Annotated in this window: 13 protein-coding genes; 1 reads left to right on the forward strand and 12 read right to left on the reverse strand. The window is 41.3% G+C overall.

The window, feature by feature from the left end; translation table 11 throughout:
* The first annotated feature begins 830 nt into the window (after positions 1-830).
* Complete coding sequence (locus tag AC2YHV_RS20920; protein WP_487374011.1) at positions 831-1,445, forward strand: ribbon-helix-helix domain-containing protein; 615 nt, start codon at positions 831-833, stop codon at positions 1,443-1,445.
* Positions 1,446-2,646: 1,201 nt separating this feature from the next.
* Here the strand turns inward: AC2YHV_RS20920 and AC2YHV_RS20925 are convergent.
* The 12 genes from AC2YHV_RS20925 to AC2YHV_RS20980 form a co-directional block, all read right to left on the reverse strand.
* The gene (locus AC2YHV_RS20925; RefSeq protein ID WP_016236194.1) at positions 2,647-2,808 is read right to left on the reverse strand and encodes a hypothetical protein; all 162 of its coding nucleotides are present in this window, start codon (positions 2,806-2,808) and stop codon (positions 2,647-2,649) included.
* A 229-nt stretch (positions 2,809-3,037) separates the two neighbouring features.
* Complete coding sequence (locus tag AC2YHV_RS20930; RefSeq protein ID WP_487374012.1) at positions 3,038-3,568, reverse strand: hypothetical protein; 531 nt, start codon at positions 3,566-3,568, stop codon at positions 3,038-3,040.
* A 17-nt stretch (positions 3,569-3,585) separates the two neighbouring features.
* Positions 3,586-4,617 (reverse strand): bifunctional lytic transglycosylase/C40 family peptidase, encoded by a 1,032-nt coding sequence (locus AC2YHV_RS20935; protein WP_487374013.1) that lies wholly within the window; start codon positions 4,615-4,617, stop codon positions 3,586-3,588.
* 95 nt (positions 4,618-4,712) lie between these two features.
* Positions 4,713-6,761 (reverse strand): CD3337/EF1877 family mobilome membrane protein, encoded by a 2,049-nt coding sequence (locus AC2YHV_RS20940; protein ID WP_487374014.1) that lies wholly within the window; start codon positions 6,759-6,761, stop codon positions 4,713-4,715.
* Positions 6,762-6,772: 11 nt separating this feature from the next.
* Positions 6,773-7,207, reverse strand: coding sequence for a hypothetical protein (locus AC2YHV_RS20945; RefSeq protein ID WP_487374015.1), 435 nt, complete (start codon positions 7,205-7,207; stop codon positions 6,773-6,775).
* Positions 7,204-9,654 carry an ATP-binding protein gene (locus tag AC2YHV_RS20950; protein ID WP_487374016.1) on the reverse strand — a complete coding sequence of 817 codons (2,451 nt, stop codon included), beginning with the start codon at positions 9,652-9,654 and terminating at the stop codon, positions 7,204-7,206. Before AC2YHV_RS20950 ends, AC2YHV_RS20945 begins: the two co-directional genes overlap by 4 nt.
* A gap of 12 nt (positions 9,655-9,666) precedes the next feature.
* On the reverse strand, positions 9,667-10,056 hold the full coding sequence (locus AC2YHV_RS20955; protein ID WP_487374017.1) for a TcpE family conjugal transfer membrane protein: 390 nt from the start codon (positions 10,054-10,056) through the stop codon (positions 9,667-9,669).
* Positions 10,053-10,283 carry a TcpD family membrane protein gene (locus tag AC2YHV_RS20960; protein WP_016236199.1) on the reverse strand — a complete coding sequence of 77 codons (231 nt, stop codon included), beginning with the start codon at positions 10,281-10,283 and terminating at the stop codon, positions 10,053-10,055. The genes AC2YHV_RS20955 and AC2YHV_RS20960 overlap by 4 nt, the downstream gene beginning before the upstream one ends.
* A 5-nt stretch (positions 10,284-10,288) precedes the next feature.
* Positions 10,289-11,368, reverse strand: coding sequence for a conjugal transfer protein (locus AC2YHV_RS20965; protein ID WP_487374018.1), 1,080 nt, complete (start codon positions 11,366-11,368; stop codon positions 10,289-10,291).
* Positions 11,355-13,340: a type IV secretion system DNA-binding domain-containing protein gene (locus AC2YHV_RS20970; RefSeq protein WP_487374107.1), complete on the reverse strand. Its 1,986-nt coding sequence runs from the start codon at positions 13,338-13,340 to the stop codon at positions 11,355-11,357. The genes AC2YHV_RS20965 and AC2YHV_RS20970 overlap by 14 nt, the downstream gene beginning before the upstream one ends.
* On the reverse strand, positions 13,309-14,103 hold the full coding sequence (locus tag AC2YHV_RS20975) for a hypothetical protein (protein WP_487374019.1): 795 nt from the start codon (positions 14,101-14,103) through the stop codon (positions 13,309-13,311). Before AC2YHV_RS20975 ends, AC2YHV_RS20970 begins: the two co-directional genes overlap by 32 nt.
* A gap of 1,176 nt (positions 14,104-15,279) precedes the next feature.
* A complete protein-coding gene (locus AC2YHV_RS20980; protein WP_487374020.1) occupies positions 15,280-16,830 on the reverse strand; it encodes a primase C-terminal domain-containing protein in 1,551 nt (516 codons plus the stop codon).
* Positions 16,831-17,579 lie beyond the last annotated feature (749 nt).

Genomic DNA, 17,579 nt, shown 5'->3' on the forward strand with positions numbered 1-17,579 from the left:
TAATGGGCTGGGCTTTTTTACTTTTTACGGTATAGCGAAAACTATCAGAATCTTTGTAGAACCTTGTTAATTATAGCCTTCCAGCCGTTTCATTGCTTCACTTCAGCAAGTCAAAAAACCTAAAACCAGTCAAGAGAATCAACTAAAATAGTTGAAAAAATTGCTGTTAAGATAACGGAGTTTAGGCATTACGACTACATAATCTTATATTTACTATCACTAAATGTTAATCAATATCCCCTTTGCGTCCCCATATTTTTTTACTTTTTTATTGGTTTTTTCGGCGAAACTTAGCGATGTTGTTCGCAGTTACAACAAAATAAACCCCTTGGGAGCCAAGGGGTTTATCGTCTTTCATTTTTATGATTTATGTATGATTTTATTCAGCTAAAAAAACATATTTTCTTCTAAGTCCTCTTCCAATATCGGCCCCGCCTACGCCAGATATTATGACAGCCACACATGCCATCCAACCCATTGTCATTATAACAGAAAGCGCTTTCATTTCCAAGGATTACTAGAAAACAATCATCTCTTATTCTTCGATTTAGTGTTGCATGGTTGTTCATCTTAGTAGTTTCTCCAGAAGGGTAGCTAGAGAAAAAACATCAATGGCCGGGGGGGGGGGGGATCCATTTTTTAAAGGAATCAAAATCACATTAAAGAACTAATTTTAGATCTAGAACGTTTGAAAGACATTGGCTAGAACTGAACAGGAATTTATGGTGTGAGGACATTTGGTAATTCCATTTGAAATGTCGGAGGGAATTCACAGCAGAATGTAGAATAGGTGAATTAAGAGTGATATTAGTGTGAAAGGAATGTGAATCATGAAAATCAAGGAAATATTGGACGACCTATTGATAACCGGAAATACCATAGCCAAGATCGCAAAAGAGAAAGTTCATATTGGTGAGAAAAAGTTAAAAGAAGCTTTACACAATGCTGGATACGAGTATCGAAACTCTGGTCAAAAGGGCTGGCACTATGTAGGTGAAGGGGAAGAACCTCTTTATACATCAGTGTTTGAGTTCATCAAATCGAAGAATAGTCACCCTAAGGTGAAACAGACTACACCTATACAGGCATTCAATGTGAATCAAAGTTCACACGACACGAAAAAGGATTCACATCCTATTCCCCTCGATGTGAATAGCGTACGAACTCAAGATAAAAGTTCGATTCACATGGAATTCACACCAGAAGAAAGAGCGATTCTTAGAGATTTAATAAGAGGATATGTTCTTAACGACCAGCAAGATAGTCATGGAGATGACTTGTATCAAAGGGTAGTGAATTTAGAAAAAGGCACAAAGGTACGGAAGACGATTGTCATAAATGAGGAGGTTGGTGCTTTGCTGGATAGCTTCGCAGAACAACAGAAAATCAATAAATCCGATCTTATTGAAATTGCTATCCTCGATTTGGTTAAAAAGTACAAATAAGTGCCCTTCTCCAATAGCCCGTTCCAGGCCCAATTCTGGGAAGTCACCCATTCTTCACTATGGACATAGAATGTAGTCCTTCCGTTTAACTTCATTATTTTGTTTTACAATCCCCCCAATGGTACTGAAGGTCCCTCAGTATCTCGGGGGTTTTCGTGTGTTCTGGCAACATTAAAACAGTTTGAATAATATTCCTTTTCCGTGACATACTAATCTCAAACTTATTGCATGCCCCTATATCAGCCATAAAGCAGCTGGTACGGGGGTTTTTATTTATCCGACAATTATCATTGAATTTGAATAATATTCCCGTTCGATGGCATAGTAATTAGTACCTTGTAATCGAATAAAATAAGATCACGGAGCACATACTATACATGTTCCGAATGTATTGCCACTCATTGGAACGTCTCATCTTCAAAAACCGAACTGAAAATTAGGTTCGGTTTTTTTATGGGGATTTCTTTGTAAAGCTGACATATTCTGCATCCCACACGCAAATTTTTGGATACATTGCTTGCTATGATTCCACCTCCGAGGTGATGAGTAAAGAATCTATTTACCAGCCTTAAAAAAGTTGGAGCAAGGGCTATTTTGCGTTATGGCTGCCTTTTCCCCCCACGTAACCAGCACCCCATCTATTGGTATAACTGGAATTGAGCAACGCCACTAACTCAACAGTACGACCTTATAGAAGGATAGATGGGGGCTACTCGATATACAACCTACCAGTACACACAGCATATTAGCGACAGCAAGTCTCAAAAGTGGGGATAGATAAAAGGAACGGCTGCGAGGAGATCCATCAACCCTTCAATATGGCGAAGGGCTACCCAGGGGGGCGTGGGGCTGCATATGGTCGGTCTGGTCACCAAATTGTATATCCTCGATTTGGTTAAAAAGTACAAATAAAAGCCCTTCTCCAATACATGCTGCTACTTTCTTAGAAGACTTGGGACATCCCCGGCTGTCTTTTCGGGTGAGGGAGGGAAGTAATGATAGGTAAAGAAATTACTCGTGAGGTTCTAAAGAAGAACGGAAAAGGACCATATAACCAGAGAATAATAAAAGAAGAACTATTGAAAATCAAGTTTCTTTTTTATGTTTTTCGTATATTTATGTTATAATGTGGAATATATAAAAAAGACGAGATGCGCTAACATCTCGCCTTAGTAACCAATCCAAAGTGGGTCGGTTGCTCCTAAATTTTGCGCTTATTAGAAGGCCGCCCGTGCTTTTTGGACAGAGAACGGGTGGTTTTCTTTTGGACTTTTTTAGCAGGAAGCAAGCTAAATAAATAAACAACTGTCGAATTGGCAACTGTTTTAGCCACTTCCACTAGTACGTCTTTTAGAATATCCATTGCGGTCACCTCCCTTCACTCTTAGATATAAGAGATAGGGTTAGGGCAACCTCCCACCCGGCCAGTTACATACGGTAATTATACCATATTTATGTAGAAACGAGGCCGATGTTTGCTAAAACTTACATAATAATGGTTCATATACACACACATACTAATTCAATTACCAAGTCTCTAATAATATGAAATGTAGGTGTAAATGTAATAGGAAAACTCAAACAAACTTTTTTTAATGTCCAGTTAATTGACCAATGAACTCAACATCATCAACCTTCCATCCTTGCTCTTTCACAAAAATGAGCGAAGTTTTAACGATAACCGTGTCGGTTGCAGCCACATTGTTAAATTCCGTAGTGAGTTTAAATTCATTAAAAAATTCAGCTTCCGTTTTAGAGGTCTGATATTCAAATGGCTTCAGGCCCACCATGGACGACTTCACCGATTCTTCCGAATCTGGAAGTTCTGTTCCGGAAGGATGGGTCGCTTTGAATCCTTGATCGGTCATGAATGGTTCAACTTTTTTATACCGTTCGGCAGTAGTTTGATAGGTGAAAAAACTCTCCAGAAACTGGCGGTTCACCTTTAAAGCATCCGTGTTTTGGATGGAGGATAGGGATTGAATCTGCTCTTCATAGTTCCCCTGATTGGCTCTGACTTCCTGTAGCTGTGAACGCAAACTGAAAACGTACATAATAATCAAAGCAGCAATGATGAATACTATCATTAAAAGCAAGAAATTTTTCTTTTGGGTTGGCTCCATGCCCTGCACCTCCATTTCTAGATCCGTCTAAAACCTAGGAAGGGATATAAGTTTTTCCATTCTTCAACGGACGAATAAGAAGTTCCACCACTGCTATTGGCATTGATAAATTGACCATTTCCCACATACATGCCAACGTGCGAAGCCCCTGGCTTATAGGTGGAGAAAAAAACGAAGTCACCCGGCTTTATATGTTCCTCTGAAACCGGCTTTGTTTTGTTGTACTGCGATTGAGCTGTCCCGTACATATCCACGCCGACCTGTGCAAAAGCAAATTCCAACAGCCCACTGCAGTCAAACCCTCCTGCTGCTGGTGTCCTGCCTCCCCATACATAGGGTCTGCCGAGGTACTGTTTCATGATGTTATGAACTTCCTCTACATCAAAAGATTGCGAACCGTCCCCCATGACAACCACGCTTCCATTTCCAACCTTGTAATATTGCATGACATGGTCCACATAATTCACATCACCGTAACGGCTCCACCCTTCCCTAGCAGCCATCCTATGACTAAACTGGGTGGCTACTTCCTTGGAATAGCCTCCACGCTCCAATGCGTATCCGATAAATCCATCTCCAAAGTTGTAACTTTGCAAAGCTAGGTTTACATCACCTTTGGCTTGCTTCATCACTTCTGCAAAATGTTTCACGCCTACCTGAATGGAATACTCCGGGTCGGTAATGGCACCGGGTGGGAGCCCGATTGATTCGGAAGATTGCATCACATCCAATTCACGTCCACCTGATTCCTGTTGGATCATGGCCAGGATAATTTTTACATATTCACCAACCCCATTTTGTTCCGCATATTTCCGGATTAACGGCTCGTATCGCATGACTTCAGAAGACACCTGCGCTGTTCCCCCTGCCCCTTCAGACATACCTGATTCAAGCTGGTTCTCACCGCCCAAGCTGATTGAAATGAACAAGGCAAATCCGAAGAGCGATGTAAGGAGGAGAAGGATGCCTGCAATGATCCAAGATAAAGGGTTTTTGAGAATGGCAATGGTTCCTGCGGCCTTTGCACCTTTCTTTAAAACGCCTTGCATAGGAACTCCTTTCTAAAAAGAGATTCTGACAAAACAATGAGTGTGTATGTTCACAAACATACCAGTCATGATAACTACTCACGTCTCTCAAATTATCATTTTCGATCCTTTTCGGCCTCCTTGGCTTTGGGTTTCCTGCCCTCCGAACGTTTGACGGATACGGAAGGTGATAATTTAGCTTTTCTAGCATCAATCTTCTTTTGGATTTCCCATTGCGTTAGGTGTTTGACTGGTTCTCTTGAAGCTGCCGCTTCTTGTTTGCTTTCCACTTTTGTAGCTGGATTACGATGCGGGGAAGGTTGATTTCCAGGGTCATATACCCCCTCTGTCCGTTGCCTGGGAGGCTTAGGTTGTTCTGGTTTTCTATTATTCTCTTGAATAGTTGAATTCGGCGGGTTCGCACCCGGCTTACGGTCTCCCGAAACCGTATGCTCAGAACTTTGTGAAAGGTGGCCACTGACTGGTCCTTTGCCTGTTGCCCCTTCATCCTTTTCACTTTTATAATCCTTTAAATTCACAATCGCAGCTCCCGCATTTCGTGAAGCCGATCGGTTGGCCATTCCTGTATTTAAACCGGTTGCTGTATTGATTGACCCTTTTCCGATTGCTTGTTGCCCTTGATTTCTTCCTACACCTGGTTTTTGAGGTGAATTCTCACCAACCACTTTTCGATGTTCTGACCTTCCACTGTTTGCTACGGATGGATGGGTAAGGGTCTTTCGGCCCGTGCCTTCTTTTCTCGACTGATATTCTTCTTGACGCTTTTTATTTTGATGGCTTCTATAAGCTTTGGCGACCATTCTTTTAGCTCCCTTGAATCCTGTTTCACCAGCATCCCCCATCTTATCAAGTGTATTGGTTGTTGCTCTCTCCACAACTTGCTGACCTTGAACCATGCCTGCAGAAGCAACCTCAAAGATTTCGGAACGATATTTGAACAATCCCCAAATGGTCATGCAGATAAGAAAGACTACAAAGACATACCCTTCTACACCATTCGTCACTTTTACGGATTCGTAAAGCAAAGTGACAAGTCCAGTAATGACGGCAATCAAAAGGACTAATCCTGCTTTCATAAGTAATACGCCCACAAGCTTCTTCCCGTGATTCAAGGCCGTTTCACCATAAGAAGGGATGACAGAAAGAATTAATGGAATGGCTGTGAAAATGACTAACGCTAGGAACCATACTTGAAGTAAAAACTTAAAGACCCCTAATAACAGGATTGGAATGGAAAGTGCAATGGTGGAAAGAATCGTGACAATCAAGTATCCGAACCGTTCACCGCTAAAACTGGCAGACATTTGTTTGTTGTCATAATTGGAAACTTCTTTTTTAACAATCCTTTTTCTTTCCTCTTTGCCTTCTTCAGTATGAGGCTTGATTTCCAAAAGACTATTAACCCGATTAGGATTTTCACTTACAACTTCAGATTCTTTTGTTGATCCATAATTCAAGAGTAAATATGGACGCTTCACCATTAAGTTAAATAGTTGATTTTCCAACACCGCAATTCCTTCTTTCGAATCATAGGCAGCGTTGCTGTCGAACTCATCAGAACTGACCAAAACGTTTGCAGAGCTTGCAATCCCTTCGAGCTCCGCCCCCCGATCATTCAGCCATTTAATGTTTCCAATTGCATCTGCATAAAACCAAAAAGTAATAACCATGATAGACATGGCGCCAAGGATTGATTTCACCGCATGGCCGACTTGTTGATTGACAAGGTAACGCCAGGCAGCTGTTCCCCCAACTAAAATGACAAACAAGGATAAAAACGTTCCGGACATAACCTCATAGATTCGTTCACTCATGATTCCAGCTTCATCCACAATGCTGCCAATTAAATCAAAGGACATCAGCTGATTAACGGAATATAAAGTAAAACTGGCAATCGTTTTATTAAATCCCCACATTCCTTGATTAATGGCATGTAATGCATTATCACCAGCTTCCGTAATACCGTCACCGATATCTGCTTCCATCTGATAATGATAGAGAGGATATTCCTTACTTTCCAAAGTCACACGGCCCACTGTTTCCTCTTTTTTCGGAACAGTAGGGGCCGCATCTTCTGCATTGGACGATGTTGGCAAGAGAAGAACCAACAGCACTAAACAAAAGCCTTGTTTAAGGGCTTGCATCCAATCCCTCCTTATTTGCAGTTAATGCACGCTTCCCGGTCAAGCTTCTCTGATATATCTTCACGGACGATATCCAAACTTTCGCTGGTATCAACTTTCCATTCATCATCTTTTTTACGAAGGACTATATTATCCTCTACTGAATTTTCACCATTCGGATTTTTAAAATCGGTAAAAACATAATATTGTTCTAAATCTTCATCGAAATAGATTTCATAGCGAATATCTTCATACTTTAATCCCGAATTGATTTTTTTATCTCCTTTATAGGCTTCATAGGACCCCTTTTTATAAATATATTTTTGCTGTAAATCATAATCCCGATTGAAATTTGCTTTTTCCCACTCATAAGCTAGTTTCGAAATATCTTCAGAAGTTGATGCGCTTTGATTACAACCGGTTAAAAGTGACATCAAAGCAATAAAAGAGATGAATATTCTTTTCATATGAACGCCTCCTCGGTCTCAGCTCTACCACGATCACTTTCTTTTGTATTGAAGGCGCTGATCCACTCATCAAACAAGACATCCGTCTGAATCTTGGCCGTTCGCCCGTACATATCCTCAATAATGCATTGGCCTTCCGAAAGGTTTTTCAGCATATCCCGGTTGGCCTTGTTATCTTCCATACCAAGGAATTCAATGATGTTTCCAGCTTCCTCGGTTGTTTTCGCTTTAAAAGCAAACTTCGTGCCTATATTCTCTTTGATTTGCGGCTTGTTGTATTCATACGTAGACTGTGTGACAATATAAACGGCAGAACGTAAGGAACGTCCTGTACGAAGTAATTCATTGATTAGGCGATCCCCGGCACCCGTATTCATGAGCATCCATGCTTCCTCAAACACCGTCATCTTGACGACCGAATCATCCCGCGCGAATTTCGTTGCGAACTTGGCCAGTGGCTGCATGAGGGCAACGGCTATGTGTTCATCCCTCGTGGCCGCCCTTTCGCCTTCGTCCGGCAGGTTTAAATTTTGAATCTGCAAGATATTCACCTGTTCATCAAGGCTGATTCCGACAACTTCACCTTCTGAAAACATCAGTTTTGCAATCCCGTTTGTTCCAATCTCATAAAGTAGATCTCCCACATTTTTAATGTCTTGATCCTCGGCTGCCTGCAAATAACGTACGACTTTCAGAAGGCCTGGCTTCTCTTCCTGTTGAAGGACATGACGAACCCCTTTATAAATGGCCGTTTTCACATTCCTTTCATTCGATTGAAGCTCCGATAAGTATTCAAGCACACTAACGGCTGCATCCTGCGCCTCTTCCCCTTCAAGGAAAGTAAGTGGATCCAACTTTCCAGCATCCTTCTTCTCGCTTGATAGAGTGATATAGTTGAAACTCTCAATTAATTCTTGAAAGAAGGGGGCGGTACGCTTCATTTCAGGCGTAAGGGCTTGCTTAAATTTCTTTTCCACCTCGTCCTTCGGGTCCGTCATCAGGACTTTCGCTCCGAAAAAGACGGCATTTAATAAAATATCTTTTAGTAGATATGATTTCCCCATCCCAGTCGGTCCCGAGATGGTCACATGCGGGGAGGAATACTTGGACCCCTTTAAACCCAAGTGGGCTAGGAACGGATGGTAAAAGACGAGAGAGGGAGAGCTTTCCATGCTTTCCCCATCATGCGATAAATTCTTACCGAGATAGAATCCCACGGTATTTCCGATTTTTCGTGTAAGGGAGAAAAGGGATTCGGCAAAGGATTCAGGCGTAAGGATCTGCTCCCAATCCCCTGCTATAATCTTGGCTGCTGGTAACGATTGATGGAATAAAAGGAGTTGGTCCGCAAGTGGCTGCACAAGTTCAATTTGCTGATCCTTAAAATCTGATTTGAGCCTTCTGGCTCGTTTTCGGACTTCTTCTTTTGTTGGACCATATACAACAAAGTGGATGTGCGTTCTAAGAAGTGGTTTTCCTTGGTTTTTAATTTCATTTTCCAGTTCATGCAGGAGCTCACGTCCCGTATTGATTAAACTGTCATCATCCTCATTCGCTTCGATCAATTGAGCGTCCTGATCGCGAAATCTCTTTTTTATGGTATTGGTTTGGTTCTCATCCTCTTTTTTCCTTTTGTAAATGGTCCTCATATTGACTTCTACTGGGAAATGATAGGACTGAAAAAAGTAAGCCCACTCCTTATGGCTTAGATCAACAGGAAATTCTGAAACAGGAAGGAAAGCACACCATGATTCATCATCCAGTTGACTGATATGGAGATACCCGGCTTTCCCTGGATCGAGAATGCCTTCCGTAAGGCTGTAGACACTTCCGTCACCCTCAGGCTGTTTCTGGCCCCTTACGAACTGATGACGGATGATATAACGTAATTCCTTCTCTTTCACCCTGAAGGCCCCTAGATAATGATTCAAGGTCGTAAAGGCATCTTCCTCGGATTCCTCGAACATACTGGCAGTAAGGTCGTCCACTTCATGCCCTCCAAAACCGGCAAGCTTTTGCAAATAACGGTTCATGTTCTTAAAGGATGATGTAAACGTACGGATGATACTTTCATCCAGCTCCCTTTTCTTTAACTTCACGCCTACAAAAAATTTGTATTCAACGACATTTCTAGCTTCTTCACGCAAGATTTCTTTTGCCCGTTCCGCATAGTATTTTCCTGTTCCTGCATATTTTCCTTCATATTGTTGTTGCAGGCTTTCCATACGCTTATCAATATCCACAGGTATCGGCACGATTTTATAGTCAATTTCCTCAAAGGCAGCCATTTGCCAAGCGAGCCTTTGAAGTCGGTTCACCAGGTTATTTTCCGCTTCCTGCTCATTCACGCCTACTGTATTCTCATGTACCCGATAATAAGACCAAGCCTCCATCTCATGCGTATAGATCACATTGTCTTTATAAGAATGAATCGGAAATTGGATCACGGGATCACCCCCTTATTGGAATCGCTCGTATGATTGTGCTTTCTTCATCTGTGGTTGGTAAACGGGTTTATGGCTGCTGTAACTAAATCGTTTCGTATACAAATATAGGAAGTACCCAATAAAGAAACGATCAAGTCGTTTACCATCCAATTTGCTTCTACAGATCGCGCCTGCGATCATCCAAGGCAACACGGCATAAAAAGCCAGCTGCAACGTCGTTGGAAGGACTCGGTTAATGCTCCCTCTGAAAAGAAAGAAGACACTGAAAAGGACGAGTGCAACCATGATTTGCCTAATCTCAATCCCTTTGGAAAAGACGAGGGATTTTTCATTTTTTCCAATTTTCCAAATTTTCAAGGGGTATTTAAAGAATTTCCGGTAGCTATAAGCAGCTGACCTCATGAAAGCCCTCCACTTTTCACTTGATTCCAAATGGCATTGGCCATGCTTTCGAATTCACCCGGATTGGAGACAATCACATAGCAAACGACTGCAAAGATGAAGCTAGAGAAGAACATGCCCCAACGTTGGGATATGAAAGCTCGAACAATCATGACAACCATCACAATGAACAAGACCGCCGCGACCTGGGACGACACGTAATCTGTAAGACCTGTAATATCTGGCATGAAAATCATCCTCCTTTAGTGTGTTTTAATTCATGAACATAAAATTTATTATTTTGCTTGCTCACAACAAGGGTAAACGGGTGTTTTGATTGTAGCCCCGTATTCGACTCTTGTAAGAGGACCAGCGTCTTCACGATGTATTGCCCTTTTTTCTCCCCGTCATAGACCACAAAGCCTTCCAGGCCCTTATACTCGTATAGGTCTCTAAGAGATTCGGGGGTTTCCATGAGATACGACATTTCATCAGTAGAATTCGTCGTATAAGAAGTGAAAAATTGTGTCGCGAACTGCTGAAGTTCACTCTCTATCTCAGTATTCTTGTCAGCCTGGTCGGTTTTATCGGCAATGGCCGTCAATCGAGTATCATTCGGAAGAACTTGATAGTATGGTTGTTCCATTACGTTAAAGGAATTCCCGTCTGTCCCAAGCCGAACGACAATCATTTGCTGTTTCTTTCCTAGCGATTCATTTTTCCTCGTGGTCTTTTCTTCTTTCACGACCTCTACTTTGCCGTTTTTATTTTTCTTCTTCACTTCCACCTGTTCTTTTTTCTCGACGCTCTTGAAAAGTTCATATTCTATACGATACACATAACTGGCAGCTGCTTCCGAAACATCTTTCACATCATATAAACTAGCACTCTTCAAAACTCGTTTCCCTTTAAACTCCGAAAGGTTTTCCAACTGTCCAACTTCTAACCCTTCTGCAAGAAAGCTTTGGAGTGCCTTGGATCGTTCTTCTCGCTTCTTTTCATCATCGGGTACGTTGATATAAGTTTCAATAAACTGTCTAGAATAACCTTCACCAGCCGGTGAATTGGCGAAACCCACTTCATTCAGGCTCGCGATTTGCGCCGCGGCTTTATCTTGGTATCCATTAACCTTCTCGTTCAGGAAGCCTGTCCGGGACCATGATAGAAAGGTCAAAAAGATCACCCCTAAAAGTACAACCCAAAATATAAAGCTAAAGGTCATTCGTCCATTAAATCGCGACGACTTGAGTCGCCTATCATCTTTCATCACTTTCTTGCGCCCTCGGTCTGCATTGTTCTTCACCGCATGCTTGAGCGTATCAAGAAGCTTCATTTGGTGGAATCCCCCCTAATTCTAGTGCATTTCGAACATAGACTCGCCGAAAATAGGTATCACCCATATTTTCTTCTACCATTTTACGATTGATAAAAATTTCACCGATTTGCAAATTCTTGATCTCGCTCGGATTCGCCTTGAACCGTTCTACATCCCGAACCGTCCCCATGGTTGCTTCATAACGGATCCGGGGATATTTCTTTTCAATTTGCTGCGTGATTTCCTGGTCGGAATACGTACCAAAAACTTGGGCGATCCGTTCGGCGTCTTTGGAGGAATTGACACGGCCGGTTGCGATAATATTGCAGTTTGAAATGATTTGCTCCGTCATGATTGGGTCAATGGCATCAATATCAGACAACGTTTGGGTGGAGATAATGCATTCAAAGCCAGCAGAACGTGATTTATTGACGATATCAACGATCCTGCGGTCACCATAGGCAGAAAACTCATCATACACTCCAAAAATCGATTTACGCCCTTGGGCTTGTCTATAAGCTACCAAACTATTTACATCCAAAATGATCATTTTCCCAATCTTTTTAATGTATTCGGCATATCGGCTTCCGGAAATGCTGAAAATGACGACGTCGTTATGATCGGTAATTTTTTGAAGATCAATTCCGTTCTCCCTTTCAACAAATAAATGACCAAGATCGGATTCCAGGAGCTCACCCAGTTGCATTTTCAATCGTGTCAGGCATCCCTCCACAATTTCTTCCGGAAATTCGTCATCTAACACCTTTTTTATATGCTGCATGCCCTCTTCAAGCTTTGTGACATATCGCTTCCGTTTCTCTACAACCATTTTTTTGATCGTTTCCTTCTTTGGTTCCGCATTGGCTATAAAACCGCTTAAATCGTCATCCATTGTAGGTGGCGCCTGTCCTTCGACGATGACTTCTTCCTCTACTTCCACCTCGAACTCTTCCTCGATTTCTACTTGGCTGCTATGTTCCCTAAAAAATTCGCTCATGTATTTATGATTGGTTAATTTCGCAATCGTCTTGATGTCTCTTGGAACCCCTGCCTCATCAATCAACTTGACCACCAATTGTAAATAACGGGAAGCAATATCGGTATAGTAAGCCCCATCCCCTTCATTCGAAAAGCTAAAAAGCGACATGAGCTTATCCCGTGTTTCGGTTGGGGTGCCATTCTTGATCGGATTGTATGTGAGATCGTCCATTTCAGAAAATAGATACACTTTCCTGCCATAGGCTTCACACAAGGCCTTAAATTCAAGCATGGACTTCCTTTCGCCCTTCCCATCCATGAAAATAATCGGTTTTTCCTGTTGCAAAGCCGCTTCCATTAGGGAGGCAATCAACGTAGTCTTTCCAGTACCGGTTCCACCTGTTGCCAGCATGTGATAATTGAGCTCTTTTGAATGAAGCGTTACACGCTCTTTAAAATCTGAGTACCCGACAAACACTTCTTTGGACGGTTTATGTCGATACTGTTTTTGCTTCTTATTCAAAAACTTCACTCGTTTTTTGCGGAAAGCCTTATATTTCTGCTCTTCTTTTTTTATCTTCACCTCTCCAGATTTGGTGGTCACCTGCTTTTTCCAAAAGTATTTGGCGAAGATAAAAAATCCAAATGAGAATAGAAAAGCTAAACCGAGTAAAACAAGATAGGAAGTACTGGTCACGGCAATGGCATCCCCCTGATTGAGGAATCTTTCCAAAACATCTGACATATAAGGAATGTTCATGTCTGAAATCAATCCAAAATAACTGAGGAGTTGCCCTGTTTGAAATGGCCAAAACAAAAGGATGAACCCGGCTGCAAGAATAACGTAGGAGATCCAATCCCGCTTAAAGAGGGTAAGAATCGCAAAAATCAGCATTCCAAGCATGGCCGGAAGAAAAAACAAGACTCCAATTATGCCGATTAATCCGTAAACCACTAGATCTCCAACGATCCGATCGGTTTCAGTCTGCTTCGGCTCTCCCTGGCTTTCCATCGGTTCCAACCGGCAACACCTCTTCCCAACGTTCTTCCAAAATGATAGAAGGTACATTACGCACAGTAATCTTGCTGGCATTAATTAACTGCTGTTTGGCCTGATTGATCACGTTATGAATTTTTACGTCATTCGCAAAATAGATCACCTGATCGTAGGAGTAAAACTGATGGTCCTGTCGTTCACCGGAAAGCATGTCATCAAACATTTTAAACTTGTAATCATAACGCTTACGATCTTTCTTGTTCAATTCCAGTTCAACCCAAGTGGTCGTAACGTTCCCATCCGTTCCTTTAAAAAAGAAAACGGCATCCGGAATTCGGTCCCGATTATCATTGTAGGCCTTCAATTTACTTCGATTATCTCCTTCTCCTATCATAGAAAAACGAATTTCCCTCTCTGTCCGATATTTAAAGTCAACGGCCTGCTTTTCCGATTGTAGTTCGTAAAACAGGATCAAGTCGGTAATAAGAAGATCATGCTGCATGGTGTAGATCGTTGCCTTATTTGGAACGGTTACATGGACATTCGTTAATTTCCTGGCCTCAATCGTTCCAAGATAAACCCCTACTTTATGCGCAATGCGTTCATGCTTGACAAACTTTTGGCCTTCTAATTTTCGTAGCCTGCGATAAACACGGTGAATGTTCGGCTCCCTGAATTTCAACATGATTTGTTTGGCCGTCACCATACCATTCCTCAAAATAAACGATAAATACTCCAAATCTTTCTCTTTCAATGAAGTGTACTTTAGCAATACCAAAAATATCATCCTCTTCTAGAAAATATAGGAACCACTCTCCCTCTTGAAGTTTACCAAAATTGTTACTATTTTCATAAATAAAACCGCAGGTAAAACCACAACTAAAGTTATAAAAATTGAAATATATTCAGGACCAGCCACAACACTACAACTAAGAAAAATCCATAACACAGTTAAGCTATTATTTAGTCAACCACCACAATAAGAATGGATTAAAAATGTATGTTTATACAATCCTTTAAAATAAGATTGCCCTTATTAAACCCCTCTATATTAATCTCCCATTCCTACCATTTCTCCATTTTCTTATTCCTTTGGCCTTAAACTAGATCTTGAACTTTTTTATCTTTGAACTTTTATATTTGACCTTGAACTAAATCACTTGAACTTAATTCATATCTCTTTAACTACCTAACTATCACTCCTCCCCATTATCTAAAATCTAACCTGACCACCCCAATCACACTTTGAATACCTCCGCCTTTATTTGAGTAGCAGAAGACCTCGGCTATGTTTACGTAGTATGGGCGAGGTCTTCTGCGAGTAACGAGAATAAACAGGAGGTGTTCAGCCCCTGTGTGATTGGGGTGGTCGTCATTTTAGACCGCAAATAACAAAGAGATTCATTACCCCTCCATTTACGTATATGAATCTATATTATTTGCTATTTTTTTACTTATTTTCAGTCTACTAAACGTACATTTGTTTGGCAATGTTTGTAAAGATAATTGATTAAAAATTACCATATTATTGGGAAATCACTTGTGTATTATCGACTATATCGAATTAAAATCTAATACTAAACTCACCTACTCATGAAACAAAATAAGGACTTACGATGCCTAGTTTAGATTTCTTAACCAAAACAACTAAATATTACTGGAGATCTAAGATTAACAGATGAAGTCTCAAAAAAACCCATACTTAAATCACCTATATGTATAAAATAACGCATGAAAATAATAACTAACAGTTAACTAGACGTCTACTACTCTCCCCCATAATGCTTTAATTACCCATTCAAACACCATCACATTCCCTAATAAAACAAGAAGGATCATCAACTTTCACACCCTAGCCCCTTGAAAAACACTAAGAATAAAGAGGAACAGTAATTATTAAAGACCCAACAAGCAGGATACTATAGATATGTATTGGCAGACTGGCTTATTATTTTCAAGAGGTCATCTTATCCGGCGGAGAAGCTCCGGAACTATATATTATGTCCACTTCATGGCTAAACAATTCGGCCTCCAATGTGGGTATTGGAAGGGTTGCAGTAAATTGATTCGGATGGGGCAGCAATTCCGCAAACGTCAGCTGGGATTGGCGAATGTAATTCCTACGCAATAACAACAAGTTTTGGAATAGCATGGAACGGCTTGCTAGTTTGGTGACTGCCCCGCGTCCTCGGCCAATCGTAAACTTTTTCAGTTTACTAGAGTGCTTGCAAACCTCTTTTAGCGTGGATAGGGGAATCCCAAAGGTTTCTGCAAGGTTTTTCAAAGAAGCCTCCAAAAACGGATTTTCAGGGCTTGTATGGGTATCCAGGTAGGCAATGATGTCCTCTTCCCACTCCTTATAATGGGATCGCACTCGTTCTTCCCGAGGCTTTTTGAATTTATACCAGCCTTCCCTTCCCTTGAATTTAGCTTGTCCATCTGTCCAAAGCTCGAGTAAGCCTTCCGCATATGTACGTTTTACCCCTTTATATTTTCCTGAATAAGCACTCTTCAGGATTCGTTCAAATTCTCTTTTCTTAAGGGGGTGTTCCAGGTTGCTGTTGAATTGATCCAGTTCATCATAGGCTTCCTCGATTGGCCGTTCACTCGCATAATTGGCAAGTGCAAGTGTCATGAGTGCATTATTTCGGCTGGAGCCGTAATGCCCCTTCTCGATATGTGTAGCCCTAATAAGCGCACGATACCAGTCCGAAGATGTTTGATCGATTGCTGGTGCATTCTTGTTGTAGACCACACGCAGGAAGTTCCTATTCTCCTGTTCTTCATACTGTTTGGACCAGGTAAGCAATTGGCTTGTATTGGCAGGCTGGTCATAGAAATCCAGTACATTGTCTTCTCTTGGGATGCGGTAGAAGCCGAAAGGGATACATCCGGTATCGACCGGTACATACTTCTTAAGCGCTTTTCGAATATTTTCCGACAGGCGTTCGGCCACTCTTAAAGCCTTGTATTCTTGGTTTTTGTTTATATGAAAGGGAGTTTCCAGAACAAAGAAGACCTGGAATCCCCTTGGCGTTTCCAGCAGGAGATTTGGCCTTGGCAATCCCAATTCCTCACATCCAAGATAAAGAGCGTACAGATCCACATCCTTTGAATCTATATCAAGGCCTATAACATGGATTTGTTTTAGGTTTTCACGCTGATGCCCCTTGATGATGCGGTTTTTGAAATCATAGTATGTACCACCTCGGTAGGTATTGGGTGTCCAGTGTGACAGGTTTTGATATTTTTCCTGAAGCGTTTCGTAAGAGGTCACGACGTAGCCTTTTCCCTCCACAAGTTCGGCCTTGGATGGGGATACGAAGACCACTCCTTTATGATTCTTAGATTCGCTCATAGCTTTCTCGTATGCAACCACCCTGCTTATAGGTTGGCGTGTACCCCTTCTTTTGTATAGAAGCAAGCCATCATGGGTCATAAATTGCATGATTTCAACGATTGAATGAAAGCCTCTTTTACGATTTTCTGCCAATGGAGTTCCCATGATTTGCACCTTCCTCCTAATACTTGAATACAAACAGCTAAAGTTAAATTAAATTGCACCGATTTCCACTTCTTGCATGGAACTTTTTGTTGAATAAAGTATATCGAACTCGACTTTTGAAAAATGGTGCTCTCTAAGGGAAATGCACCAAAACTAAAAAGGCCCTTGAGGCTTAGAGCCCCAAGGGAAAGAAAAAAAAATTAAATTTTTTTATTATGCAGGTTACGCTCGCATTTTGCACCAAAAAGGTTAATAATGGACCAATTGTGCACATATATCAAATTGAATAGGTTACTGAAAAAACCAGTCATATTAAGCATCTTGAACGTAAAACCAAAAAATGTTCCAAACAGGTTACGCTCACCTTTATGGTCTTGTGGTGCACTTTTGGTATACAGGTTCCGCTCGATCTCTAAATATTCCTTCAAAAAATGAGTGCAATTTTAAGGTGAAGAAAAAGAAAATCTTTGCTGAATAGTTGTTTCACCAACACTTCCCCCTCCTACACAGGTTCCGCTCACTTTGTCTCCGAAAATATAAGTTTGGTGCATTTCTTTCATGGGATAGTGCACAGGTTCCGCTCGAATTCATTGCATTGGTGCAAATTATACTCAATATGCCCCAAAAAGATTTCAAGGTGGCATTTTCTAAGAATTCATGATCACTAATAAATGTGCCACATATAGGGCATATGTGGTGCATTTCATCTATGAAATGGTACACAGGTTCCGCTCACTTCTAGAATGATT

The sequence above is a fragment of the Peribacillus sp. SRI_006 genome, from assembly GCF_057586375.1.